Here is a 25,849-nt window from a genome sequence, read left to right on the forward strand (position 1 = left end):
CAACAGGAGACGAAACAGATGAAACAGTGGAAATCCTTCCTGGCGGCCACCTGCATGGCGGCCGTGACCGCGGGCAGCGCCTGGGCCGACGGTTCCGTCGTCATCGGCTCGGTCGGCGTGCCGCGCCACTTCAACGCCGCGATCCAGTCCGGCATCTTCACCTTCATGCCGGCGTCCAGCATCTTTGCCTCGCCCCTGCGCTATTCCGAAAGCTGGGAGCCCGAGCCCTATCTGGCCGAAAGCTGGGAAACCTCGGACGACGGGCTGACCGTGACGCTGCACCTGAAGGACGGCGTGAAGTTCCACGATGGAGAGCCGCTGACCTCGGAAGACGTCAAGTTCTCGATAGAGACGATCAAGGCCAACCACCCGTTCAAGACCATGCTGGCGCCGGTGGCGTCGGTCGACACGCCCGACCCGCTGACAGTGGTCATCCACCTGGAACATCCCCATCCCGCGCTGCTTCTGGCGATGTCGCCGACGCTGATGCCGATCATCCCGGAACACATCTACGGCCCGGACCACGGCGAGATCCAGCAGAACCCGGCCAACTTGGCGCCAATCGGTGCGGGCCCGTTCAAGTTCGTCGAATACAAGCAGGGCGAATATTACAAGCTGGCCAAGAACGAAGACTTCTTCATCGAGGGCAAGCCCTATCTGGACGAGATCTATGTCCAGATGTTCCCGGATCCCAAGTCCATGCTGCTGGCGCTGGAACGCGGCGACGTGGACATGGTGCCGTTCCTGGCCTCGCCCCGCGACCTGAAGCGCCTCAGCGGCAATGACGACCTGGTCGTCGAAAGCGACCTGGGCGCCGCCATCGGCCCGATCAACTGGATCGCCTACAACACCAAGAAGCCGCCGCTGGACGACGTGCGCGTCCGTCAGGCGATCAACTATGCGATCGACCGGAACTTCATCGCCAACGTTCTGCTGCAGGGGCAGGCGCCCGTGGCGCCGGGCCCGATCGTGCCGGGCTCGCCGCTGGCGAACGCAAACGTCGAAGGCTACGATCTGGACCTCGACAAGGCCAATGCGCTGCTGGACGAAGCCGGGCTGGCACCCGGTGCCGACGGCATCCGCTTCACGATCACCGGCGACACCACCGCCGCGAACGAGGAAATGGGCCGCATCGTCCTGGAATACATGAAGACCCAGTTGAAGAAGGTCGGCATCGGCCTGGAACTGCGGCTGGCGCCGGACTTCCCGACCTGGGCCGGGCGGATTTCCAGCTATGATTTCGACCTGACCATGGACCAGGTGTTCAACTGGGGCGATCCGGTCATCGGTGTGAACCGGACCTACATGACGTCGAACATCCGTCCGAACGTCATCTGGTCGAACACGCAGCAATATTCGAACCCGAAGGTCGACGAACTGCTGGAAGCCGCGGCAACCGAGGTGGATCCGGCCAAGCGCAAGGCGCTCTATGACGAATTCCAGGAAATCGTGGTGGACGACAGCCCGATCTACTTCCTGAACGTCATCCCCTACAGCACCGTCTACAACAAGGACCTGGTCGGCGTGCCGGACGGGATCTGGGGGGCCGTGGCACCGATGGACGACCTGCGCTGGAAAGAGTGACCGGCACCTAGACGGGCGGAAAGGGACCACCACCGATGGACACATACCAGAAGGTAACGGCCACAGTTAAACGGCTGATCGAGGCCTTCCTCCTCGTGATGGCGGTGGTGGTCTTCAATTTCTTCCTGATCCAGATGGCCCCCGGCGATCCTGTCGAGGTCATCGTGGGCGAGATGGGCGGCGCATCCGAGGAATTGATCGCCCAGATGCGGGCGCAGTACGGGCTGGACCGGCCCGTGCTGGAACAACTGGGGGTCTATGTCGGCAAGGTGCTGACGGGCGACCTGGGCTATTCCTACTATTTCAACACGCCGGTGACGCAGCTTCTGTTGCAACGGCTGCCCGCAACCGTCCTTCTGGTGATGAGCGCGCTGGTCGTGGCCGTCGTCGTGGGCACCCTTGCCGGGACTTTTTCCGCCAGGAAGCCGGACGGCATGGGCTCTCACGTCGTGACCGTGTTGTCGCTGGTGGGCTATTCGGCGCCGGTGTTCTGGATCGGGATGATGCTGCTGATCCTGTTCGCCTCGATCTGGCCGATCTTCCCGGTGTCGGGCATGTATTCCATGCGCCGACCCGACGGTATCGGCTACTATCTGGACATCCTGCACCACCTGGTGCTGCCGGCGGTGACGCTGGCCACGATCTACATCGCCTTTTACAGCCGGCTGGCGCGCACCTCGATGATCGAGGTGCTGGGCCAGGACTATATTCGTACCGCCCGCGCCAAGGGCCTGCCCGAAGGCAAGGTCGTCTGGAAACACGGGCTGAGGAACGGCCTGATCCCCATCGTCACCATGGTGGGCCTGCAGTTCGGCCAGCTTTTTGCCGGTGCGGTGCTGGTCGAGGCGGTCTTCAACTGGCCGGGTCTGGGCCGGCTGGCCTACGATTCCATCCTGCGGCGGGACTATACCACGCTGCTGGGGATCCTGCTGTTTTCCGCCATTCTGGTCATGATCGCCAATGCGCTGACCGATATCGCCTATCGCTGGATCGATCCCCGCATGAGGAAGGTCAAGGCATGAACACCGATACCCTTGCCCCTGACAGCAACCTGGTGCCCCCGCCGGCGGCCAAGCCGGACCACCCGCTGCGCGAGACGCTGGTCATCTTCCTGAAGAACAAGGCCGCGGCGGCGGGGATGATCCTGCTGCTGATCGTGCTGGTCGGCACCATCTTCGGGCCTGCGCTTTACGGCGTCGACGCGAACGAAATGGTGTGGATACCGCTGTCGCCCCCGGGCGACGGCACGCCGCTGGGCACAGACTACCTGGGCCGGGACATCCTGGCGGGTATCCTGGTCGGCGGCCGCGTGACGTTGATCGTGGGCGCCGTGTCGGCCGTGATGACCATCGTCATCGGCGTCGTCGTCGGCGCATTCGCGGGCTTCTTCGGCGGCCGGGTCGATGCCGCGCTGATGAAGTTCACCGAATTCTTCCAGGTGCTGCCGTCGCTGCTGCTGGCCATGGTGCTGGTGACGATCTTCGCGCCGTCGCTGACCACGATCATCTTTGCCATCGGCGTCGTCGGCTGGGCTCAGATCGCCCGCCTGACGCGCGCCGAATTCATGCGGATCGGCAACCTGGACTACGTCAAGGCGGCCCGCGCCGCGGGGGCGCGGGACAGCTACCTGATGTTCCGGGTGATCCTGCCGGGATCGCTGCCGCCGATCATCGTGTCCTCGGCCCTTGTCACCGGCGCCTCGATCCTCTTCGAGGCGGGCTTGTCCTTCCTGGGACTGGGCGATCCCAACACGCTTAGCTGGGGCCTGATCATCGGGCAGAACCAGAACTACCTTCTGGACGCCTGGTGGACCGTGACCTGCCCGGGCATGGCCATCTTCGTCACCGTGCTGGCCATCAGCCTGATCGGCGACGGCATCAACGATGCACTGAACCCAAGGGCGAGGAAACGCGGATGACCGACGACACCCCTTTCCTGGAAATCCGCAACCTGACGGTCGAGATGAAGGGCGACGCGGGCATGATCCGCGTGCTGGACGACGTGTCCCTTTCGATCCGGCGCGGCACCACCATGGGCATCGTGGGCGAAAGCGGCTGCGGCAAGTCGATGACCGCGCTTGCGATCATGCGCCTGCTGCCGCCGGGGTTCCAGATCACCTCCGGCCAGATCCTGCTGGACGGCGAGGATATCACCAAGGCGTCCGAGGCCCGCATGCGCCAGCTGCGCGGCAACGACATCTCGATGATCTTTCAAGAGCCGATGACGTCGCTTAACCCCGTCTACACGGTCGGCGAACAAATCGCCGAGGCCGTGCGCCAGCACCAGGGGCTGGATACCGCAAAGGCCGAACAGCGCGCAATCGAGATGCTGAAGGCGGTGCAGATTCCGGGAGCGGAGGCGCGGCTGGGGTCCTATCCCCACGAATTTTCCGGCGGCATGCGCCAGCGGGTGATGATCGCCATGGCGCTGGCCTGCCAGCCGCGCCTGATCGTCGCCGACGAACCGACCACGGCGCTGGACGTGACCGTGCAGGCCCAGATCTTTGCCCTGATGCGCGAACTTCAGGAGGAAACGGGAACCGCGATCATGCTGATCACCCACGACCTGGGCGCGGTGGCGGAACTGGCCGATGACGTGGCCGTCTTCTATGCCGGCTGGCGGATCGAACACGGGCCCGCGTCCGCGATCCTGCGCCATCCGGCGCATCCCTATACGTCGGGCCTGATGTCCTGCACGCCGCGCCTGCGTCTGGGCGCGGCTGCGAGCGGGCAGGGGCCTGCGCTGCTGGAGATCGAGGGCATGGTGCCCCAGCTGGGCAAGATGCCGTCGGGCTGCCGTTTCGCGCCGCGCTGCACGCTGGCGGATGCGCATTGCCGGTCAACCGTCCCGGTCGATACCGAGGTAGAGCCGGGCCACGCGGCCATGTGCTGGAAGACCAAGGCAGAGGTGCTGGCATGAGCGACGGAAACAACATCCTGCGCGTCAACGGGCTGAAGGTCCATTTCGACACGGGGCGTGCGCCCGGCGGCGGGCGGCGGATCGTTCACGCCGTCGATGGCGTGAACTTCAGCGTCAAGAAGGGCACTTGTTTCGGCATCGTCGGCGAAAGCGGGTCGGGCAAGTCGACCATCGCGCAGGCGATCATGCGGCTGGTGCCGATCACCGAAGGGTCGGTCTTCCTGAAGAACCTCCAGATTTCCGGCCTGCAGGGCGAAAGCCTGCGGGACGCGCGGGCCAGGTTCCAGATGGTGTTCCAGGACCCGTTTTCGTCCCTGAACCCCCGCAAGAAGGCCCGCGCCGCGATCCGTGAACCGCTGGATCTCTTGGGCATCGGCGACGCCAAGGGCCGGGACGAGGTGGCCGAGGAAATGCTGACCGCCGTGGGCCTGCACCGCGATGCGGGCAGGCTATTCCCGCACCAGTTTTCCGGCGGCCAGCGGCAGCGCCTGTGCATCGCCCGCGCGCTGGCCTCGCGCCCCGACCTGATCGTCTGCGACGAACCGGTCTCGGCGCTGGACGTGGCGATCCAGGCGCAGATCCTGAACCTGCTGCGCAAGCTGCAGCAGGATATGGGGCTGTCCTATGTCTTCATCAGCCACGACCTGGCGGTGGTGCAGTACATCTGCGACGAGGTCGGGGTGATGTATCTGGGTCAGTTCGTCGAACGCGCCCCGGTGGGCAAGCTCTTTGCCGAGGCGAAACATCCCTATACCTGGTCGCTGATGGCCGCAGCGCTGTCGCCCGAGGCCGAACGCGGCGCGCTGGCGAAACGTCCGCTGCTGGGGGGCGAACCGCCCAGCCCGACGAACCCGCCCAAGGGATGCCGCTTTGCCGCGCGCTGCCCCTTCGCGACCGAGAAGTGCAAGGCCGAGCCGCCCGCCCTGCGCGATTTCGGCGGCGGTCACCGCGTGGCCTGCCACTTTGCCGGCGAACTGGAACCGCCGATCCCCGAGCTGAAAAGCGCCGCCTGAATCCAGGCGCCGAAGGTCATGTGACCTTCGGTGTCGAAGCTTCAGGCCGGGTTCCCCGCGATTTCCCAGGCATGCCCGTCCGGGTCGGGCACGTAACCGCGATACCCTCCACACAGCGGCGCATCGGCCCGGCGCAGGGCTTGGCGCCCATGAAGGGGCAACCGCTCGATGACTGCATCGGCGTCCTTGGCCAAGGCGACGTTGTGGGCCAGCGTAAAGGCGCCGGGCGTGGGTCCGGCCGGGCGGTTCATCTCCACCTCCAACGCCGGTTTCACGAAGGTCCCAAAGACCAGTCCGTTCATCTGGCAGAAGGCGCTCTCGGCATTGTCGAAAAGCGGGGTTCAGCTGGATCCGTTGCCAAAATAGCGGCGGCCCGGGACAGCTCGGAAACGCCACGCGTGATGGCATAGATTTGCGGCTGCATGCGGTCCTACTCTTTCTGGGGTCGCAAGGCATTCCTTGCGCTGTGACAGTTCAGGGCCGATGCCGGTGCATCGGAAAGGACCAGCATTGCGGGGGCAGGGCCAACCGTCCCGTGCCTAACCTGTTTCGAATGCGGGCGGCATATCGCCGGCGACGGCCGCGTCAATCGGCGGACAGGCGCGCTCTGACGCAACGGCACCTTGGCCCAGGCGCATCCGGTGCTACACCTGAACCGTATGGTTCAGACAACCGGTCCGGAGGCCCCGTCGATGATCACCGTTCACTACCTCGAAAAATCCCGCGCCCATCGCGTCGCATGGCTGCTGGAGGAGCTTGGGGTCGAGTATGACCTAAAGGTCTACAAGCGGGGTCCCGACATGCTGGCCCCGGCAGAGCTGCGCAAGATCCACCCGCTGGGCAAGTCGCCGGTGATCCAGGACGGCGATCTGGTGCTGGCGGAAACCGGGGCTATCGTCGAATACCTGCTGGAACGGTACGGGCCCAAGGGGCTGAGGCCTGAACCGGGCACGGCGGTCTGGGTCAGCTACCTTTATTTCATGCATTCCAGCGAGGGGTCGGTCATGCCGCTGCTGACCAACCGTCTGGTCTATTCCCGGATGGGTCAGCTGGCGCCGGCGCTGATCCGGCCCATCGCCAGGGCCATCGGCAAGCAGATGGACGACCGGCTGGTCGCACCGGCGCTGCCGGGGCTTTTCGACCTCTGGGCCAGGGCGCTGTCACAGACGGGCTGGTTCGCGGGCGACTTTTCGGCGGCCGACGTCATGATGAGCTTCCCGGTCCAGGCCGCCGTCGCCCGTACCAACGCGGCGCAGGGCCGCCCCGCACTGGCCGAATTCGTGAAGCGGATCGAGGCGCGTCCCGCTTACCAACGCGCCCAGGAAAAGGGCGCGTTCGAGCTGCTGTAAGCCCGAAAACCCCGGCCGCGGATGAAACGGCGGCCGGGTCCCGGGATCAGTTCAGCTTGCCGATGGTCCAGAAGAACGTCTCGCCCGAGCTGTCGTCGACGCCGTCATTGTCGGTCGACACCCAGGCCGTGCCGTCCGGGAAGATCGCCAGGCCTTCGATCTTGTCGACGACATAGCCGCCGTTCGCTTTCAGATCGGGGATCAGGTCATGGACGACTTCCTTGGTCACGACCGGCAGGTCGGTGCCAAGGGCCGCGGGCACCATCTGGTCCATAGACACGCGGGCGATCTGTTTCACCTTTGCGTCCGAGAACCTGTTGTCCCGTTGCACCAGGTAGACGTGGTCGCCATGGGCCTCGATATCCGACAGGCCGATCCAGCCCCGTTTGACCTTGTCCTTGGGATAAAGGACCGCGCCCCAGTCGCCGGTTTCGGTGTTGTAGGCCACAAGCTTCGTCGTGTTCTTGGGATCGTCCTTCCATTCCCGCTGCATCGCGATCCACAGCGTGTCGCCTGTGCGGGTCATGCCTTCGGCGCCGAACCGGACGTCGTGTTTCAGAAGCTTGGCGGGGAAGGGGACCGCCTTGTCTACCGCGCCATCGGCGGCGGCATGGTACAGTGCGTGGGGCACCTGTTTCGCGCTGTTGCCTTCGGACGCCAGCCAGAAGCCGCCCCTGCCGTCCAGGGCGATGCCTTCCAGGTCCAGGTCCAGGTCCAGCTTCTGCGCGGGCCGGCCCCCGGGGGTCACCCGGATGGCGTCGGTGATGCGGGCGGGCGTGGTCTTCGTGTCGATGACGAAGATCGTGGGCTGCATGGCATAAAAGCTGTCGTTGACGGCATAGACGGTCCCGTCCTCGCCCGCGGCCATGCCGGAAATCGCGCCCCAGCCGATCAGGTCGTCGGTGCCCTTGGACGTCAGCTGTGGATACTTCGCCGGGCCTTCGCCAAGCTGGTAGATCATGACATGCGCGCGCGGCCCGCCTTCGTCCTTTTCATTGGCCGTGATCAGCAGGTTCCGCCGCGGGATCGGCAGGATACCTTCCGGCGCGATGCCCGAGGGCAGCAGTTGTTTCAGCACCGGGGCAGCGGGATTGCTGACATCATAGACGCCCACGATGGACCCGCGTTCGGAGCCGACGAAGACCATCGGCACGTCGCCATATTGCGCAAAGGCGATGGACTCGGGCTCTACCCCCTTGTTGCCCGACCGTTTCTCCGGGTAGTGGCCGATCTCGACCAGGGCGCGTTCGAAGGCATTGCCGCTGTCATAGACCACATTGCCGGCCCGGTCGAAGATCGACCAGCCGCGGGTGCCGCCGTCCATGTCGCCTTCGTTGGCAATGGCGAAGTGATCGGTGCCGATCCAGGTCACCGCATCGGGTTCGCGCGGGAGGTCCTCTTGCGTGTCGCTGAATACCAGCGCGCCTTCTTCCTGGGTGTCGATCTCCGCCAGCGTCACCCGGCCGGCGGGGAAGTCCGCCAGGACCTCGCCCGCCTTCGAGATGAGGACGAGGTGGTTGTTTTCCTGCAGGGTGACGACAACCTCGTTATCGGCGTTGATGTCGACATATTCCGGTTCCGGATCTTCCGGAGAGATCTCGGCCAGGCCCGTCAGGTCCACCTTGCGCAGGCTGTCGCAGGCCAAGGTTTCATCGGCGACATCTATCAGCACGACGAAACCGGCGGGCATCTGGCCGGTACGGCCATCGCCCAGATCCTCGTCGCGCTCGTTCTCGATGGCTATGGCGACGAATCTGCCGTCAGGGGCGGCCGCCACGCTATCGGGTTGACCGCCCAGATCGCAGCGGGCCTTTTCGGCACCCGATTTGGCGTCGAACACGCCCAGATAGCCCGACGGGTTAGCGTAGCTTTCGGACGTGTTCACGCCCACGAAGGCCGTGTTGCCGATTATGGCGACGGATGTGGGCTCTCCGCCCAGCTTCACGTTGCCCAGCGGTTTCGGATTGGCGGGATCGGTGATGTCGATCCGTCCGATCACGCCCAGCGGGCTGTCGGTATAGACTAGTGTCATGCCATCCGCGGTCGCGTCGACGATCTCGGCCGATGTCTCGTGCGCGGTATCCTGACCCGCAGCCATGTTGGCGGGCGTGGCAAAGCTGGCGATGCGGTTGAAGCTTTGTTCGGCCACTGCAGCCGACCCAGGGGACAGCGCAATGACAGAGGCAAGGCAGGCAAATCTGAAGGACATTCATCCCACTCCCTGATCAGGCGGTCACAACTCGACGCTTGGTGGGGGCGCTTCATGACGGTTCGGATACGGTCTTGTGTCGGCAGGGTGAACTTCGCGGCCTTTCACCGGTCCGGGGGCGACCGGCGCCACTGCCGGCTGCATCGTGAACTGGCCCCAGGCGACCGGCAGCGTCTGCCCGCGCAACCGGCCCCGGATCAGGCTACCCGGTGTCAGGTCCGGTTCCAAGGTCGCACGAAACCAGACGAATGGACCCTGACCCCAGGCCGCTGGCGATAGGAGGTGTCGCGTGGCCCGGATCTGCCGAAGGCCGGCATCGCCTGCTGGCCGGCTGTCGGACGGGACCTTTCAGTCGGGGTCTGCAGTCTAGTGAACCGGCATCCCCCGGGCCAAGCCCATGTGATGCATCCGGTGATGGTCGCCCGTGGCCATCAGGCCATAGAATCCCAGCGCCCGGATCCTGACATCATCCCCGGCACCTCCGGTCACGGTCCAGACGATATCGGTGCCGTCGCTTCCCATGTCCGAGACCCAGCCGGTTTCGGCCGCAAGAATGGCGCCGTGGGCGGGGACCATGCGGGTCGCGGCCTCGCCCCCGGGGCCGTCGGTCGCGATCCACATCCGCAAGCCGCCGTCCACGGGTTCTGACCGGACATAGGTGTCCATCACCAGCCGGTTCATGTCGACCAGATGGGCGCGCAGCGCGTCGATGTCGACGCGGCTCCAGTCCGTATCAGGATCGGCGGACAGCATCGCCACGATCTCCGACAGCGCGGCAAAGGCACCCTGGCCCGGTTCGACGGGCAAGGCGGACCCGGTGCCCGACATGTGGGCCGTGTGGTCCATGTGCTGGGCGACCGCGGGACCGGTGGGCAGGGCGGTCATCGCAAGGCCGGTGGCGACAAGGGCCGCGAAAGGTTTGAACGGGAACATCCGGACTCCTCTGGGAATTGTGCGGGGCCTGGGCCCTATGCCGTGCCGATCTGACCGTGGAAGGGACGGAAAGCAAGGGCGGGCGGGCCGGTGGCCCAGGATTTTCCCAAGTCAAGTAAAGACAACCCTCAATTGCGGGATTGGCGAATTTATGCTAAATTTATCTGGTTTTGCAGAATTGGATTTTATCGAAATGCACAGGGTCCGCTGGTTTCTGGCGCAGTTTGGAGTTCTTGTCGTTTGCCTTATTGGGGCCGCCGAAGGATCGGCGCACCAAAGGGGTACGCAGGATTTAACGGCCCGGGCAGATTTCGAAAACCGGATGGAAAAGGCCCGCGCCGCGCTGTCGAAAGAAGGTAAATCCGAAGGCGAGACCCCGAAACTGGCCCAGTGGTACAATTGGGGGAACTGGCCCAATTGGAACAATTGGCGCAATTGGTTCAACTGGCTGAATTCCTGAGGCACCGTGTCGATCATTCCCGCAATTCAATTGCTTGTGCTGCAGCCGACGCCGTTCTGCAATCTGGATTGTTCATATTGCTACCTACCCGGGAGATCGAGAAAGGCGGTGATGTCCGACCGCGTGCTGGAGGCCATCGGCCGCACCATCCTGGGCGGCCGGCTTTTCGATGACGAAACCACCGTGGTCTGGCATGCGGGCGAACCCTGCGTGCTGCCGCCCGACTGGTATGTTGCCGCGACGGACAGGCTGGAGCGTGCGGGCCAGCGGCGAATCCTTCGGCAATCCTTCCAGACCAACGCCACGCTGATCGACGACGGCTGGATTGACCATTTCAGGCGCCCGGGCATCGGCGTGGGCGTGTCGCTGGACGGGCCGGCCGCGATCCACGACCGGTTCCGCCGCACCCGGTCGGGCGGGGGCACCCATGCCCGGACCATGGCCGGCATCGATCGCCTGAACCGCGCCGGCATCCCGTTTCACGTGATCGCCGTCGTTTCGGCCGCGGGGATGGAGTATCCGCGCGACATGGCCCGCGCGCTGGTCGACACCGGCGCCCGCTGGATCGGCCTGAATGTCGAGGAAGCCGAGGGAGAGAACACGACGTCCACCCTCCATGCTCCGGATAGCCTGGACCGCTATCGCCGTTTCCTGGACGCCTTCCTGGACGAGGTCGACCGCGCGCCCGAACCGCCGCTGGTGCGCGAGCGGGAACGCTTCCTGGCTTCGGCCCGGATGACCGGCCGGCCCGGGCCGTCGCGCAACCAGGAGAACACGGCCGGGGCCATCGTCTCGGTCGGGGTGGGCGGCGCCGTGTCGACCTTTTCACCGGAACTGCTGGGCACCACGTCGACGCGATACGGCAGCTTCGACTTTGGCGAAATCGGCGCGATGAGCGATCTTTCGGACATGTTCCTGCACAAGGCCTTCCTGAAGGCGCAGCGGGACATCGAGATCGGCAATGCGATCTGCCGTCGGACCTGCGCCTATTTCAGCGTCTGCGGCGGCGGCTCTCCGTCCAACAAGCTGGGCGAATACGGCACCTTCCGCGTGGGCCGGACCCAGCACTGCGACCACGCGATCCGGGCGCTGTACGAGACATTGCTGGACCGGACCCTGGTGTCCTGACGGCGGCGAAGAGGATCGGCCATGGCGGACGACACGGAGCACAGCACAGGGCCGGACGGCGAAACCTCCGACCCCGACGACCGGACCCGGCGGCCGGAATCGAATGCCGGCACACGGCCGGCGGCGGACAAACGGCCGTCCCGCCTGTCGCGTGCGGCCACCGCGACGGGGGCGGGCGTCAGCAGGACGGCGGGCTGGATTTCCGGGCTGTCGATCAGCTGGTGGATGTGGCGGCTGGTGGCCTTTTTCTTTGTGATCTACGTCCTGCCGATCCCCTGGCTTCTGCAACAGGTCGAAAGCCGGGTCATGGACACGCGGATCTTCGGCTGGTCCCCGCACGACCCGGATTCCGAAGGCGTGATCGTGGTCGACACGCCGCAGCTGTTCACCCGCGAAAGGCTGATCAACGAACGGCTGAAGGAAAACAACTGGATCGACGCCCGTCTGAAGGATGTGGACAAGTACCTGGAAAGTGGCAAGTTCGCGCGCCCCGACCGCATCCAGATGAGCCGGACACTGGCCGAGTTCAGCGCCGCCGTCGCGGCCGACGGCACGCAGGCCGACGCACAGACCGCCGACAGCAAGGCCTTCCTGGAAATGGCCGAGAAGCAGGGCCTGTTCAACCGTTCCCCCCTGAAGCAGGTGGAGGCCGCGCAAGCCTATCGCGACGCGCTGTCGGTCCGCCGGTACGAGAATATCCTGGACGATACCCACGACCTTGGCGAGAACACGCTGCACCGGATGAACTTCAACCTTCACATCAGCCCGGCGCGATCCCGCAGCGACAGCCTGGCGGTTGTGACGATGACGGTGCGCGAACCCCAGGACGTGCGGCTGTTGTTCAACCACTATGGCCAGTTGATGATAGACACCCGGCGCGAGCTGGAAAGCATCGTCAACAACCTGATGAGCGACCGCAGTCTGGTCCTGCGTCTGGACCAGCGGTATTCGGATCTGCGGGACCGGGAACTGGAGATCCTTGACGATCTGCTGGCCTATTACGCCGGGCTTTTCGGGCTGAATGGCGACCGGATGGATCAGATCCTGTGGGCCATGGAAGTCGAGACGGCGGCCATCGCCGACGAGGAGGCCCGCAAGCGGGCCGAGCAATACATCAGCTCGGTGATCGAAAATACCGGACTGCAGCCTCTGATCGACGGTCTGCTTCCGCCCCTGGGTCTGGCCGGGGATGGTGGACTGGCCGGGGATGGGGCGGGGGGCCGCCGGGGGCGCACCGGTGACGCCGCAGCTGCGGCCGGCGATGTCCCGGCCCCCGCAAGCCACGCGTCGCAAGGTGCATTCCTTGAGGTAGCGGCGGCAAACCTGGTGTCGCGCTGCGGGCAGCTTTCCGATCTGATGACGCTTGCCCCGGAGATCCTGAACAAGCGTGCGACGGTCTATCTGGATGCGCAAAAGGCTCTCGAGGAACAGATCGCACAAAGCCAGCCGAACGTTGCCGGCGCTTCTTCCGGCCGCCCGTCCGACCACGCGATGCTGGCACGGCACAATTTGGACCAGATCCTGCATCGGCTGTTTCAGCCGCCCTGCGTGTTCAGGAACAAGCTGCCGACAATCGCCCGGCTGCGTCTTCTTGGAACGCTGGCGCTGCTGGCCGGACCCGAAAGGTTCGAGGAACCTGACGCCCTGTCAGTCGAGATCGCCGCGACGATCAATGGTCCCTGCCTGGATCTTCATGGCTATCAGGTGGGCCGGATGTTGGCACGCATGGCGGCCGGGCGGTCGTCGGCGATCGACTGGCAAGATCTGGACGACCGCCAGAAATGCGGCGACAGCCTGCTTCAGATCCAGAGCCTTGGCACACAGATGGCGAATTTCCAGTCTGAGGTCGGAGAGATCGGGCTGGCCTTCGTGGTCCGCGATCTGCTGAAAACGACGCATATGGATTCCATCGTCCGGAACCGTACGCTGGGCGATTACTTCAAGTTCAGCATCCCCCGGTCCTGCAGTCTGGGCAGCTGTCAGCCGCGGGTGACAAGCTATACCGAATATGTCGCGGGTCCGGTTGGTGCCGCGGGTCCGGCATCGATGCCGGACGTCAGCGATTTCGGGCGTCAGGAAGCCCTGCGGCTGTACCTGGAGCTCAGCTGCTTTTCGCATGTCCGCAGTTACGCGGTCTGGCCCCGCAGTGGCGAGAGGTTGTCGACCTTCAAATCCGAAGGGGTGCAAAGCAGCCTGTCGTCCGTTCTGGCGAAGCTGACGGGGAATGCGATGACCATCGATGCCGGACGGGACTACGAAGAGGCCGGCCTGCAGGAAACCGATCACATCTACGGCATGACGGACTGGGGGCGGTCCGGGACCTTCCTGCAATCCCAGTTCGGTCAGGGCGGTCCGCCGGCGCTGCCCAGGCAGAACGAGACCTACTATTGCAGCCGGTTCATCAGCGAATTGCTGGACGACCTGCGGCTTGACCTGTCGGCGGGCGGGCCAGGCGTGAACCGTGCGACGGGATGGGGCAGGGCCTTCGTCGATCTGGTCAGCCAGGCCAGGGCCGAATTCTCGGAAATCGGAAGCGGCCCGGCAGACACGCGCGCCCGGAACTGGCTGAATCAGATCCGGGCCCTTGCGGCCGAGCGTCATCCCGAATGCGGCCCCGGCCCGGAACCGGATGGGGCGGACGGGACCGCAGCGGTAGACAGCGACACTGGCGGGCCAGCCTGCAGCACGCTGGAAAACCTGACGCTGGAGGATCTGGCCTGGGCGGCGATCCGAAGCCGGTCGCAGACGACCAGCTTTGCCTGGATCGTCTCGCCCCGGGCCGTGTCGTGGAGCGGCGTGAAGGCGCATGTGCCGATGAACGTTCCCCTGTCGGCGATGATCTCTCTGCCCAGCTGGTGGGGGCATCTGGAACTTGAGGTGAACACCTGCTGGGTGCGCCCGTCGCGGATGCGGACGTCGCTGCATATCGGCGACATTTGCGATCAGGACCCGGACGACAACGGTCCCGCAGCCGGTCCTACGGACCCCGATGAAGAGCCGCGGATACGTTCGCTGCTGCTGCCGCTTCCGTCGCGGGCGCACGATGTCCTGCAGCGGATGGGCTTTTTCATCATCCGCGCGCCCTATCTGGATGCCGATCAGGACGCGGTCGACCAGGTGGAAACCGGGCGCCCGGCAGCGATCCGGCTGGCCGGCAACAGGCTGTGGAAGAACCCGATGGTTATGCTGGGCGAACAATGGCAGGACGAGATCGAGGTGCTTCCCAACATGGGCGGCATCGTGGCCAAGTTCAAATGCATCGCACCGGCCGTCCAGAAGGACAAGGCCCTGACAGAATTGGGGATGGACAAGCTCCTCAACTTCGGGACCGGGGATGACAATGCCCCGGCGCGGCTGTCGCAGACCGGGAATGCGGAGACGGAGGGCGGCAGGTCGGAGCAGGACCAGCGCGCGGGGGATGTGCCCCGGGACCAGACACGGGACATGACGTCCCGGAAGGACGCCGGGGCGGCGCGGCAGGCGGGTTATGGCGGCAGCGGAGGACGCCCGCCGCCGCAGCCCGACAGCGCGGTTCTGTCCGAGTTGAACAAGCCCGAGCGATATTTCGAAATTCGCAGGGTGGAGGTCTGGACCTCGGAAGGCGTGACCCAGCCAAGCCAGGTCAAGGTACTGCCATTCCGCCCGCGCTACATGCTGAACGGCGAATATGAACGGCCCTGCTGGGTGATGCCCAACGGCGACGGGGACACGGCGAACTGATCGGCGCAGGCGCTGGGGCGGTCCCCGGTCCCGCGGTGATTGCCGCGATTCCGGCCTTTGGCCCCGGGGGCCCCAGCGGCTAGGGCTCTTACGACAGTTCGCTTGCATCGCACCGGAAGGGCCGCAATGGAGTTCATCGATCAGAGCCAGAGCTATATGGGCAAGGCCGTTTCCCTGCCGCGCGGTCGCGACGGGGCGGGCGCAACTGGTCGCGCCCCCCGGGCAGTGACGCGCTATTGGCCTGCATCCGCCCGGAGGCGGAAGTGGCCGCGGCCTTCGACCGGTCGATCCACGCGCGGCTTGATTTCGACAGCCTCTCGACCCCCGAAAAATGCGACCTGCTGATCGACGAGCTTCTGCCGGGCTTCGTCCATAAGGTGGAAACGGATTATCTGGAAAAAGCGTCGAAGATCACCGTCGACCGGGACCGCGACATCGCCAAACGTGACGCCACCGCCGACCAACTGGCCCTGTTGGAGGACCTGCTGAACCGTTCGGGCGAGAATGCTTCGATGCCGGCCCAGCAGATCGCATCGATGCTGGACAGCATCCAGTCCAGCCGCCTGTCGGTGATCACCAGCCAGGGCACCCGGTTTTCATCGGAAAAGACGATCCGCGACCTGATGAAGGAACTGCAGACGCTGGGCTATTCGAACGCCATCGGCCAGGCGGAAATCGACATCCTGACCGACAAGATCGCAGGCAGCGACGCGCAGCTGGCGGAACTGAAGGTCCTGCGTGCCAGCCAGCGGGCCGAGGCCGGATACCTAGCCTAGCTGGTCGTGCCCCAGGTGGCAATCGCGGCCGGAGAGGCGGTGGACATGCGCGCCATGCAGGCCAGCCGCGCCAACGTTGGCAAGGGCGATACGGTGCGGCTGCTGGCAGAACGCGAAGCCGTGGCCGCGCTGACCCTGCTGATCTACGGCGCGCCGCTTTCGGGTCGGGTCGTTCTGGGCCATGGCACCGACAGGGTCGCCTTTGCGCTGCCCGCCGATCCCTAGGCGGTGACGGCGTCGTTCCGGGCGGCGGGGATCGCGGTGGACAGGGTCTATATCGACACGCGCCCGGTTGGGGCAGTCGACGTGACCTCGGTCTTCGTGCCGTTGCCGCCGATGGAAAGCCGCCTGACCATCCTGGAAACCGGCGCCCGCGACGTGCAGGACGATCCCGTTTTGGTCGTGGGCAACATCGCCGATCCAGAGGCTGACGCGGCAGACGAGGACGCGCCGCAGGACGAGATCGTCGGTTTTCTGGAAAACCGGCACGCCGTGGTGCTGCGGCCCGGCCAGCCGGTGCGCGGGTCGATCAGCGACGCGAGGACGGGCGCGCAGATCGTGTTCCAGGGGCACCTGCTGCAGCGCGACTTTTCGACCGTCGACACGGCGGAACTGGGGATCCGGCTGGGCAACCAGTCGCTGGCGGGCAAGATGCTGCGGCTGGGGGGTCTCAGCCAGGTGGTCGTCGGCGTGGATCCGGAGGCGGCGGCGCAAATCCGGGATCTGCCCGGCGCGGTGGTGCAGCTGACCTTCCCGCTGGCGCGCCAGTCGCTGTTCAATTTCCTGCTGAACCGAGATGCTGCGATCTAGCCGCTTCTGGACCAAGGCCCTGCCGGCGCTGATCCTGCGCCCTGACCGTCCTGCGCCTGCTAGGCCGCCCCGCGGACCCGGTGGCGGCGGTCGAGGCGCTGGACCCCGACCGGATCGGATCGGACCTGGAAACGCTGCGGGTCTATACCGTGGAAAACGCGGGTGTGGAGGCCCACGCGCTGGCCGTGCCCGCCGACAAGGTGGCAGGGGTGAAAGGCGAGGCGATCCTGCACATGTCGCAGAAGCACGATGTCATGCGGCTGGCGGCGACGGATCATAGTGTGCTGGTCTTCGATCCCGGGATGGGGCCGGTGTTCTATGCGCAGGCCGATTTCGCGGCGCTTTATTCCGGGCACAAGCTGCAGGTGCCGCGACGTGCTGGCCGTAGTTCGACCCTGCCGGCAGCACGCGGCGGCATCGCATGCGGTGCTGCGGGCGGCCTCGTCGGCGGCAACGGACGCGACCGGTGGGAACCGCGGGCGTTGTTCCTTATGGGCGTGACCTCGCGGCTGGCGGAAATCGGGCTGCTGCTCTGCCAGCGTCTGCTGGCAGAGCCGGAACTGGTGCCCAGCCGCGAAGGCAGGGACCTCCGGATCGACGGGATCGAACGGCTGACCATGACGCTGCAACAACCGGACCTGACGGTGCGGGAACAGCGGCTGATCCTGGCGGATATCGTCCGCCGGGCGCTGGACGGTCTGCCGGAGGACTATCGGCCCCGCCTCGGGCCGGTGCGGATCTTCGGGCCGGGACAGGACGCGACGCAGGCCGATTTCGAATATCTGATGATCGCGCGCGAGGCGCGGACGGGCACGACGTTGCCGGTGCCCGGCGGCAGGTTCGGTTCGACCGAGTGATAGAGCCACGAGGGGAAGAACAGCATCTTGCCCGCCACCGGCTTGACCTTGGTCCAGCATTCCATCTTGCGGCGCTGCTTCGGAATGAAGGTGGCGGAATTCATCAGGTGCACAGTGCGGGGATCGATGAATTCGATCTGGCCCGCGCCTTCGGGGGCCTGGACATAAAAGACGCCGCTCCACAGCGCGCCGGGGTGGATATGCGCCCGGTTGGAACTGCCCGGCGGATTGGCGATGGACCACATCGTCGTCACTTCCAGGAAGCGGTTCCTGTCATAGCCCAGGTCGGACGAGATTCCGGCGCACATCTGTTCCGCCCGCCGGGTCAGGCGCTGGAACTTCGGATCCTTGTGCAGATTGTTGTGGCTGTGCCAGCCCCCCAGCGACCGAAAGTTCGACCGTTCGATCCCCTGGTTGTCGCGGTCCCGTTCGTCCTGGATCGCGGCCAGGATATCGCGGTTCATCGCATCCGTATCCTGCAACTTGGTCGAATATACCAGCGTCGGGAAATAATCGTCGCGACGCATGGAATCCTGACCGGCATCGGTACTGACAGACATGGTCGAGGCGGATACGGCAAAAACTCCTTCGAAAAGGACTTTCAGACAATTCTAAAGAATATTGACAACTACCGACCATATTCTGGAACGAAAGTCCCGTATGGAAAACGTGTATTTCCGGTGCGGCAGGTCAGGGGGCGCATCCGCCCGGCGGGTCCGGCCCCACCGGATCCGTCAGGGGCGGTGCTTCGAGGGAGGTCGCGATCAGCGCCAGCCGGGCTGGGGCCACAGCCCTTGTGTCCGCGGTGTCGACCGGTGGAATGCGGTTCGGGTGTGTGGCGAACCCATAGGCAAAGAGCGTCGTTTCGGCCAGATCCTCGGCAACCGGCCGGGATTGCGCGTATGGGGTGACGGAGCCCGGATCGGCCTTCTGCGCCGCCGCCCAGACCGCCGTCTGCTCGAAGCGCGCATCGAAGGAGGCATGGACAGCCTCGTGCAGCAGGCTTTCCTCCAGATGGTTTTCCCCGATCCGGAGATCGGTCCGGCCGGCATAGACGAAGACCTTGCCGGGTCCTGCCGAATAGGTCGGATTGCCCCTGTGTATGCCGAACTGGCGGATGCCTTCGCGCAAGACCAGCGGCAGCTGCCCCAGCGGATGGGCATAGCGCAGGGCCTCGGCCCGGGCGGCTGTGGCGGTGCCAAATTCGGGGTTCACCACGATCTCGACGGGCGGGCCTTCGATGAAAGGCGCGGCGAACAGGAATGCGTCCAGATCGAATTCGGCACCCCGCCGCTTGTCCCACATCTGCCGGAGGCCGCGGCCCGCATCCGCAAGGCACAGATAGGTCGACGGATCGTCTGTCGCGATGATGTCGAAGACGGTGTCAGCAGTGGAGTCGAAGGGTGGGTCCCCGGCCGCGACGGCACCCGCAGGCAGCAGTGCCACGGTCAGCGCGACGCGGGCCAGGCGACAGAGCATCGGGACCGCACCGCCCGGGCCGGTCCCGCGGATCGGGAAAGGGCGCATCTGGCGTTTCCGCTTTGGTCCGTCTGATGGACAGCCTACCTGGCGCCAGGGCTTCGCGCAATCGGCGGCAGGCAGGACCGGCAGGGAGGCCGGATCTGGTCATCCGGCCAACCCTGGCGGGCGGACGCCGATGTGCAATCCGGCGCAGGGGGCTGAGCGGCATCCTTCGGTTGCCGGAATGCTGCACTGCGGCTAGAGGTCGGCCAGGGGAGGCTTGATGACCGGGGGACCGCGACATGGGCCCGAGACAGGAAGCAGACCCTTCATGACAGACCAGACGGCAGAAATCGCGGGTCAGGCGGCGGCAGACCGGCCGGGCAGCGCTCCGGTGGGGGCGGTGCTGTTTGCGCTGGCCATGGGCGGCTTCGCCATCGGCACGACGGAATTCGCGTCGATGGCCTTGCTGCCGAACTTTGCCGCTGACCTGGGCGTCAGCGAGGCCAGGGCCGCCGACGCGATCAGCGCCTATGCGCTGGGCGTCGTCGTGGGCGCGCCGGTGCTGGCGGTGGCGGGCGCCAGGATGCGCAAGCGGCTGCTGCTGATCTGGCTCATGCTGGCCTTCGCCGTCTTCAACTCGCTGTCGGCGCTGGCGCCGACTTTCGGTCTGTTCACCGCCTCGCGCTTTCTGTCGGGGCTGCCGCATGGCGCCTATTTCGGGGTGGCGGCGCTGGTCGCGGCATCCATCGTGCCGCGGAACAGGCGTGCCTCGGCCGTGGCGCGGATCTTCCTGGGGCTGACCATCGCCACCACTGTCGGTGTGCCGGCGGCCAGCTGGATCAGTCAGTTCATCGGCTGGCGCGCGGGTTTCGTGATCGTGGGTTTCCTGGCGCTGGCCACCGCCGTCGCGGTCTGGCTGAAGGCGCCGCGGACACCGGCCGATCCGGATGCGAACCCCTTGCGCGAACTGGGCGCGCTGAAGAACCGGCAGGTCTGGCTGACGCTGGCCACGGGCGCCATCGGTTTCGGCGGGTTCTTCGCGGTCTATACCTACATCGCGTCCACCGTGATCACGACGCTGGGCCGGTCCCAGACCGAGGTCGCGCTGGTGCTGATGGTGGCGGGCATCGGCATGACGATCTTCAACCTGGTCATGGGGGCCATGGCCGACCGGAACCTGAACCTGACGGCTTTTATCGCCTTCGGCGGCGGGGCGCTGGTGCTGGTGCTGTTCCCGACGGCGGTGGGCCTGGGCCTCTGGCCCATGGCGTTGGCGGTCCTGTGCATGAGCGTTCTGGGCGGCGTCTCGACCGTCATGCAGACGCGCCTGATGAACGTGGCGGGCGACGCGCAGCAGCTGGCGGCATCGCTACACCATGCGGCCTTTAACGTGGCCAATGCCCTGGGGCCGTTCCTGGCGGCGCGGGCCGTCGCCGCGGGGCACGGGTTCGAGGTGTCGGGCTATGTCGGGGCGGCCCTGAGCGCGGCGGGGTTCGTCCTGTTCGCGGTAACGCTTTGGGACGCACGGCGGACGGGTTACGAGTGAGCCGGGGCAAGGTCCGTGCGGAGCACGCACCCTCCCGGCCACCATGTCGTCGCCAGCCTTCGTGCCCAGTTGGACGACCTGATAGGTAGAGCTCGCCTGGATCAAACGACCTTCCGCACTTTTGCTTAAAAAGCCCGCTTCGGAGGGCTTTTCACGTTTCATGGGACGATCCGGCCGGATCTTACTGCCGATTTGGCCGCATCTTGACATCCAGGCACTTTGGGTCTTACTTCAAGCATCTGATACAAAAACAAAAATCCGAAACTTGGCCCTGAATCGTTCCCGATCTACAACCCCTTCCATGCCGGTGTTCAAGGTGCGCCCGGCCGACCCGATGTCAGAGGTCGCCGGAGCGATTGTCGCGCGTCACCTTCAGATGATGTACTCCCAGTCGCCCGAGGGCAGCGTCCATGCACTGAGCGGGGCCGATCTAGCGGGGCCGGATGTCGACTTCTTCCTGCTCTGGGATGGCGATAGGCCCCTGGCGATGGGGGCTCTGAAACGCTTTGGCGACCGCGAGGGCGAGCTTAAATCCATGCATGTCGTGGCCGAGGCCCGCGGCCGCGGGGCAGGGGCGGCGATGCTGGACCATCTGCTGGCCCATGCCCGCGCCACGGGCCTGCGTCGGGTCAGCCTGGAAACCGGGTCCGATGGGAACTTCGTGAGCGCCCGTGGCCTCTACATCCGGGCCGGTTTCACCTTCTGCAAACCCTTCGCGGACTACGTCCCGGATCCCGAAAGCGTGTTCATGACCCTGGATCTGGAGGGCTGACCTGCCGCATTTGACCTGCCCCCGGATTTGGGGCATGGACTGCAACGTCGCCACTGCGGGCCGTTAGCTCAGTTGGATAGAGCACGGGACTTCTAATCCTGGGGTCGAGGGTTCGAATCCTTCACGGCCCGCCAGTGCCGACTAAGTGCTAATGCACCATAAGCTTGCACGATTTGGCGGTTTTCATGCACACCCCCTGTCAAGTGGGACGTGCGCTGTTGGATGAGCTTCATCTCAGCGCGCTGATATTGAACACGTCTTCCATGTCATGCCAGCGCGCGAACGCGCCTCGCAGTCCTTATGCCTTCAAGAGGCGCAAGGCTGGCTCCAGGTCGCTTCGAAGATAGATGGGACCGATATTCAGCCCGCTTGGCTGGAATGCCTCGATACCCAACGCGTTCAGGGCCGCCAGTATCGTGTTCCGATGCGCGCCGGTTTCCGCCACCAGGACCGTTGGCGTGGCGAAACGTGCATGGAACGCAGCGATATCATCGCGATCCATCCGCCACTGCGGGCGTTTGGTGGTCGGGTGCAAGACCTCGACAGCGGGCGTGTAGCCACCTTCGACCAGGGCCAGGAAATTGCCCTTGCCCCGGATGCCGACGGATCTGGCAAAGGCCGTCGCGCTCACCCCGTCCACCACGGGCGGCGGTTCGCCCCTTGGAAGCTTCGGCTCCTTCAGGGCAGCCATCTCGGCAATGTCCACGACGAAGCCATGGTATCCGAACACATCGGCACGTTTGCCAAGGCGCAGGGCGCCGGCCCTGACGGCCGCCATGATGCGTCCGACAGGTATCCCCAGCCGCTTGTGAGCGAGCTGGATCGTTTCCCAGCCGGGCGCATCCCCGTCCAGAAGCACCGCGCAAGCCTCCAGCTCCTCAACAAGAGACAGCCCATCTGCAATCCGCCAAGGCGATTTGATCGTGGCGACCCTGGTCTTGGGGACAAGGATTCCGTCCGCCTCCAGCGCCTTCAGTTCGGCCAGGGTGGCGCCGATCGCCCGGCGCATCGCAATTGGCCCGACCAATGTCGGAATTTCATCCAGAAGCGCCTGGCAGGGTGGGGCTTGAAAGGTCTTGCGTGCATCGGCGCGCCGGTCATCAGGTGAGAGTGCTCCGGCTTCCGTCAGGAAGTCGTTGAGAACCGCCGTGCCGATGCCTGTTTCCCTGCTGGCGGACAGGAGGGAACGGAGCCGACGTTCTGTTACGGTCTCGCCAAGCAGGTCTTCGCCTGGTGACAGGGGCCAGACGTCCAGCAGGTGGCTTCTGAGGATGTCGCGAAGGCCGCCGAAGGCAACATCATCGCGATAGGAATGACCGGGGATCTCGAAGAGCGGCCCCAGTTCGCCCTTCGTCACCATGTGCCCTCCATCAGCGGAGCGCGTCAGACTGTCCAGTGCGTTTCGGATGTCGTCGGGGCCAAGGGATGCGTGGGCGAAACCCGCAGCCTTTGCCCTCCGGCCGTCCGCTTCCTCTCCCCGTTTGCGCAGAAGGGCTGCGCCGACCAGATCGCAGAACGTCATGGCCGCAAACAGCGGCTGGGATGACAGCCAGGTGTCATCCGCGCCTTGCGACAAACGACGATCGATCCACAGATCATAATCGGATGGTGCGACGTGTTCCGTGTCATATGAACCTGCCGAAAGATCGGACAGGATCTCGGCCAGCCTGGCCCCGGTGTCGTCGCGTTCGATGGGGCGCGACCGCGTCCACAAGGGGGCCAGGGGATGGCAATGTTGCAGGCAGATATCGACGCCTCGACACAGCCAGTCCCCCGGCAACGCAACGTGCCGCAATGGATGGGGCTGGCCGTTCGCTTGCGCGCGCAGGCAATGAGGACAGCCGCGAATGACGGGATTGCGCAGGGCCCGCGAGACGAACACCTCTCCCCGAAACCGCATTCGGACGTCCCCGATAGCCGTCATCTTCGTGATAGGTGATCGCCCCAGTAAAGCGTCCGATATTGACCATTCGATCTGACATCGACGGATAGATGACGATGTCGTCTGCCTTGATGACATGGACAAATTTGTAGATCGTGCCGGCATCGACGGGAATGGCGCCGGGTTTCTTGTCCGGATACGCCCGCGCCACGGCTTCCTTGCAGGTCTCCCGGTCAGCCGGGATTCTGGTCAGGTCGCCTACATCGTTCTAGCCGATGGCCACGTAGCCCTGTGCGATGGGCTGACGCGTCTTTGGAACCGCAACGAAAATCGACACCACGGCGCGATCGGGTCAATGTCGCTATTGCCGTGCATTCTCTCTGTGGCGCCAACTGCCGGTTGTTGTGGGATGGCCGGGACAACCGGCTTTCGGTGGCCCGGCGTCGGGGACCGGTGCAATCCCTGTTCTTCCCGGACAAGCCGGCGGGGCATTTCAATGAGGGAAGATAGAACCCGGCGGGGCAGTGGCAAATCCTATAGGCATGGATCCCCATGCTGCCCCGCCGGAAGGCCATTCACAGGCCGGTGCGTGTCACCGGTGTGTCAGGCGAATTCGAAGTAACCCCAGATCTGCGAGGGCAGGACCGTCTGGTCGAACTTGAGGGTGATCGAATCCCTGCTGCTGTCGAAGTCGACCTCGAAATTCCCGCCAGTAGAGGTCTGATCGACGTGAATGCCCTTTGCGGCCATTGCGGACTTGATTTCCCTGGCGCTTGCGGTGGCGGTATCTACATCGATCCCGAAACCTTCCAGCCGCAGCATGTCGCCGCCGAAACGTTGCATGATTATCAGATCGTCGCCGCGCGCAACGCCCTTTTTGAAGATGAACAGGTCGGCTCCGCTGCCACCCTGCATGAAGTCGTCGCCACCTCCGTCGACGAACGTGTCTTTGCCGGCGCCGCCAAACAATCTGTCGTCACCCGCGCCGCCGATCAGGCGGTCCTTGCCGTTGCCGCCCTGAAGAACGTCGGAACCGCCGCCACCGGACAAGAAGTCCTTGCCTCCTCCGCCGGAGAGCTTGTCGTCGTCGCCCCCGCCGGTCAGCCGGTCCTTCCCGCCATCGCCGTCCAAGACATCCTTTCCGCCACCGCCCCAGAGCTTGTCCTTGCCTGCGCCGCCTTCAAGCGTATCGTTTCCGGCTTGACCGAAAACCTTGTCATTGCCGCTTCCGCCAAAGATCTCGTCATCTCCGGCGTCGCCTTTCAGGACATCGTGGCCGCCCAGCCCCTCGATGACGTCAGCCTGCTTTGTGCCGTAGTACTTGTCGCGTCCGCTGGTCCCGGACCATCCTTCCTCGGTTGCGAATTCGCCGTTCACCAAGGGGTTCAGGGCAACAAGGTCCTTTTCCGTCCAGTTCTCGACGAAGTCCTTGACCGTCGGGCCCTGTCCGTTGAAATCGATGGTAATGCGATAGGCGAAGGCCGCGATGACGCTGATCTCTTCGATCTCGATATTCGCGGTGCTTTCGAGCCAGGCGTCGTTCTGGCCGATCTGCGAGAGGGTCAGGGGATCGGGCCAGTCCCCGGTCAGATCTGCGGTGACTGAACCGGTGGCGTCGCTGTAATAGGTCAGGCGAAACGTGTCCTCTGGCAAGACACCCGGTTGGGTCATTGCAGCCAGGCCTGTCAGGTAATTGTCGTCGACATAGTCGAAATCGAATTTCGCCCCGCCGCCAGCGAAGAATTTCAAATCCACATCGGCGAGCGTGTAATCTGTCAAGCCGTTGAGATCCTGGATTGTCACCTCGACCGTCATGCGCAAAAGTCCTTTCAAACAACAAGAGAGTCTTTCTGAAACAGAAGACGTCCTATTCATTTAATGGAATCCGGCAGGCGAGGCTAGTGCGGACGTGACACGCGGCCGGTGCGCCAAAGGCTGCGGCTTCGAAGCAGGACGGAGCCCTATGGCCCGGAAGACGCCGGGTGTTTCGCGCAAGGTGCGTGATCGAGCGGCGTGTTTGGGCCCAGGCATCCCGGGCCGGCACGGATCGCACAGTCAGACGTCCATTTCGTTTTCGCAAAGGTCGGGTGCGCGTGCAGAGGCCGGATGCGTATCCCAACGCCTCCCTGTCCGCTGCCGGTCTTGTTGCACCCGTCATCTTCCGGCTCTGCCGGTCGAAAGGTCCGGAGCCTGCCGCGCCGGATCGCCAGTTCGCCGGCAAGGTCGCTTTCATGTCCCGGCCGGTGCTGTGCGGCGCACCGGCCGGGGACGAAGGGTCCGGGGGTCAGGAGAGGGACACGCGGGACAGGAGCCGGCCCGCGGCATTGCACCCGGGCCCTTCCGGAGCATATGGGTGGTCCAGAGCGCATCGGCCGCCGCGACCTCCTTCACCAGCGTCAGGATTTCATCGGTGGTAGAGGCCTTGGC

21 protein-coding genes, 1 tRNA gene and 1 pseudogene are annotated in these 25,849 nt (G+C 64.9%); 16 read left to right on the plus strand and 7 right to left on the minus strand.

What is annotated here, in order from left to right; genetic code table 11:
* Window positions 1–18 precede the first annotated feature (18 nt).
* The 5 genes from FQK05_RS11440 to FQK05_RS11460 are packed head-to-tail and all read left to right on the plus strand — an operon-like array spanning window position 19 to window position 5,516.
* Entirely contained in the window at window positions 19–1,584 is a 1,566-nt protein-coding gene (locus FQK05_RS11440; protein ID WP_158966816.1) for an ABC transporter substrate-binding protein, read from the plus strand.
* 35 nt (window positions 1,585–1,619) lie between these two features.
* On the plus strand, window positions 1,620–2,606 hold the full coding sequence (locus FQK05_RS11445) for an ABC transporter permease (RefSeq protein WP_158966818.1): 987 nt from the start codon (window positions 1,620–1,622) through the stop codon (window positions 2,604–2,606).
* Window positions 2,603–3,502, plus strand: coding sequence for an ABC transporter permease (locus tag FQK05_RS11450; protein ID WP_158966820.1), 900 nt, complete (start codon window positions 2,603–2,605; stop codon window positions 3,500–3,502). The genes FQK05_RS11445 and FQK05_RS11450 overlap by 4 nt, the downstream gene beginning before the upstream one ends.
* Window positions 3,499–4,503 (plus strand): ABC transporter ATP-binding protein, encoded by a 1,005-nt coding sequence (locus FQK05_RS11455; RefSeq protein WP_158966822.1) that lies wholly within the window; start codon window positions 3,499–3,501, stop codon window positions 4,501–4,503. Before FQK05_RS11450 ends, FQK05_RS11455 begins: the two co-directional genes overlap by 4 nt.
* Window positions 4,500–5,516 carry an ABC transporter ATP-binding protein gene (locus FQK05_RS11460; RefSeq protein ID WP_158966824.1) on the plus strand — a complete coding sequence of 339 codons (1,017 nt, stop codon included), beginning with the start codon at window positions 4,500–4,502 and terminating at the stop codon, window positions 5,514–5,516. The genes FQK05_RS11455 and FQK05_RS11460 overlap by 4 nt, the downstream gene beginning before the upstream one ends.
* A 41-nt stretch (window positions 5,517–5,557) precedes the next feature.
* Here FQK05_RS11460 and FQK05_RS11465 read toward each other — a convergent pair whose 3' ends face one another.
* A complete protein-coding gene (locus FQK05_RS11465; RefSeq protein ID WP_199252637.1) occupies window positions 5,558–5,818 on the minus strand; it encodes a VOC family protein in 261 nt (86 codons plus the stop codon).
* Window positions 5,819–6,208: 390 nt separating this feature from the next.
* On the opposite strand from FQK05_RS11465, the gene FQK05_RS11470 reads away from it, so the two are divergent.
* Window positions 6,209–6,865: a glutathione S-transferase family protein gene (locus FQK05_RS11470; protein ID WP_158966826.1), complete on the plus strand. Its 657-nt coding sequence runs from the start codon at window positions 6,209–6,211 to the stop codon at window positions 6,863–6,865.
* Window positions 6,866–6,911: 46 nt separating this feature from the next.
* Here the strand turns inward: FQK05_RS11470 and FQK05_RS11475 are convergent, their stop codons facing one another.
* Together FQK05_RS11475 and FQK05_RS11480 are read right to left on the minus strand one after the other, a co-directional pair.
* Complete coding sequence (locus tag FQK05_RS11475) at window positions 6,912–9,074, minus strand: esterase-like activity of phytase family protein (RefSeq protein ID WP_158966828.1); 2,163 nt, start codon at window positions 9,072–9,074, stop codon at window positions 6,912–6,914.
* 366 nt (window positions 9,075–9,440) lie between these two features.
* Entirely contained in the window at window positions 9,441–10,007 is a 567-nt protein-coding gene (locus FQK05_RS11480) for a hypothetical protein (RefSeq protein WP_233270465.1), read from the minus strand.
* 151 nt (window positions 10,008–10,158) lie between these two features.
* Between FQK05_RS11480 and FQK05_RS11485 the strand changes: the two genes are divergently transcribed.
* From FQK05_RS11485 to FQK05_RS26060, 7 genes and pseudogenes are all read left to right on the plus strand, one after another.
* On the plus strand, window positions 10,159–10,467 hold the full coding sequence (locus tag FQK05_RS11485; RefSeq protein ID WP_158966830.1) for a hypothetical protein: 309 nt from the start codon (window positions 10,159–10,161) through the stop codon (window positions 10,465–10,467).
* Between the two features lie 36 nt (window positions 10,468–10,503).
* On the plus strand, window positions 10,504–11,595 hold the full coding sequence (gene grrM / locus FQK05_RS11490) for a cyclophane-forming radical SAM/SPASM peptide maturase GrrM/OscB (protein WP_233270502.1): 1,092 nt from the start codon (window positions 10,504–10,506) through the stop codon (window positions 11,593–11,595).
* Window positions 11,596–11,616: 21 nt separating this feature from the next.
* The gene (locus FQK05_RS11495; protein ID WP_158966834.1) at window positions 11,617–15,315 is read left to right on the plus strand and encodes a hypothetical protein; all 3,699 of its coding nucleotides are present in this window, start codon (window positions 11,617–11,619) and stop codon (window positions 15,313–15,315) included.
* Between the two features lie 263 nt (window positions 15,316–15,578).
* Window positions 15,579–16,091 carry a hypothetical protein gene (locus FQK05_RS11500; RefSeq protein WP_233270466.1) on the plus strand — a complete coding sequence of 171 codons (513 nt, stop codon included), beginning with the start codon at window positions 15,579–15,581 and terminating at the stop codon, window positions 16,089–16,091.
* Between the two features lie 6 nt (window positions 16,092–16,097).
* Window positions 16,098–16,316 carry a hypothetical protein gene (locus tag FQK05_RS11505; RefSeq protein WP_158966838.1) on the plus strand — a complete coding sequence of 73 codons (219 nt, stop codon included), beginning with the start codon at window positions 16,098–16,100 and terminating at the stop codon, window positions 16,314–16,316.
* A gap of 3 nt (window positions 16,317–16,319) precedes the next feature.
* Complete coding sequence (locus FQK05_RS11510) at window positions 16,320–16,901, plus strand: hypothetical protein (protein ID WP_158966840.1); 582 nt, start codon at window positions 16,320–16,322, stop codon at window positions 16,899–16,901.
* Window positions 16,902–16,957: 56 nt separating this feature from the next.
* A pseudogene (locus FQK05_RS26060) lies at window positions 16,958–17,257 on the plus strand (cysteine peptidase family C39 domain-containing protein); the annotation flags it as partial.
* A 353-nt stretch (window positions 17,258–17,610) separates the two neighbouring features.
* Here the strand turns inward: FQK05_RS26060 and FQK05_RS26065 are convergent.
* Both FQK05_RS26065 and FQK05_RS11525 read right to left on the minus strand, forming a co-directional pair.
* Window positions 17,611–18,285, minus strand: coding sequence for a TIGR02466 family protein (locus FQK05_RS26065; protein ID WP_158966844.1), 675 nt, complete (start codon window positions 18,283–18,285; stop codon window positions 17,611–17,613).
* Between the two features lie 163 nt (window positions 18,286–18,448).
* Complete coding sequence (locus tag FQK05_RS11525) at window positions 18,449–19,285, minus strand: hypothetical protein (RefSeq protein ID WP_158966845.1); 837 nt, start codon at window positions 19,283–19,285, stop codon at window positions 18,449–18,451.
* A 265-nt stretch (window positions 19,286–19,550) separates the two neighbouring features.
* On the opposite strand from FQK05_RS11525, the gene FQK05_RS11530 reads away from it, so the two are divergent.
* From FQK05_RS11530 to FQK05_RS11540, 3 genes are all read left to right on the plus strand, one after another.
* Window positions 19,551–20,768 carry an MFS transporter gene (locus tag FQK05_RS11530; protein WP_158966847.1) on the plus strand — a complete coding sequence of 406 codons (1,218 nt, stop codon included), beginning with the start codon at window positions 19,551–19,553 and terminating at the stop codon, window positions 20,766–20,768.
* A gap of 301 nt (window positions 20,769–21,069) precedes the next feature.
* Complete coding sequence (locus FQK05_RS11535; protein WP_158966849.1) at window positions 21,070–21,540, plus strand: GNAT family N-acetyltransferase; 471 nt, start codon at window positions 21,070–21,072, stop codon at window positions 21,538–21,540.
* Window positions 21,541–21,597: 57 nt separating this feature from the next.
* Window positions 21,598–21,674 (plus strand) — tRNA-Arg (locus FQK05_RS11540).
* Between the two features lie 164 nt (window positions 21,675–21,838).
* On the opposite strand, the gene FQK05_RS11545 is transcribed toward FQK05_RS11540, so the two are convergent.
* Together FQK05_RS11545 and FQK05_RS11550 are read right to left on the minus strand one after the other, a co-directional pair.
* A complete protein-coding gene (locus FQK05_RS11545; protein ID WP_158966851.1) occupies window positions 21,839–23,440 on the minus strand; it encodes a TniQ family protein in 1,602 nt (533 codons plus the stop codon).
* Window positions 23,441–24,025: 585 nt separating this feature from the next.
* Window positions 24,026–25,297 carry a calcium-binding protein gene (locus FQK05_RS11550; protein ID WP_158966853.1) on the minus strand — a complete coding sequence of 424 codons (1,272 nt, stop codon included), beginning with the start codon at window positions 25,295–25,297 and terminating at the stop codon, window positions 24,026–24,028.
* Between the last annotated feature and the right edge of the window lie 552 nt (window positions 25,298–25,849).

This window comes from Chachezhania sediminis (assembly GCF_009765275.1).
Lineage (GTDB): Bacteria > Pseudomonadota > Alphaproteobacteria > Rhodobacterales > Rhodobacteraceae > Chachezhania > Chachezhania sediminis.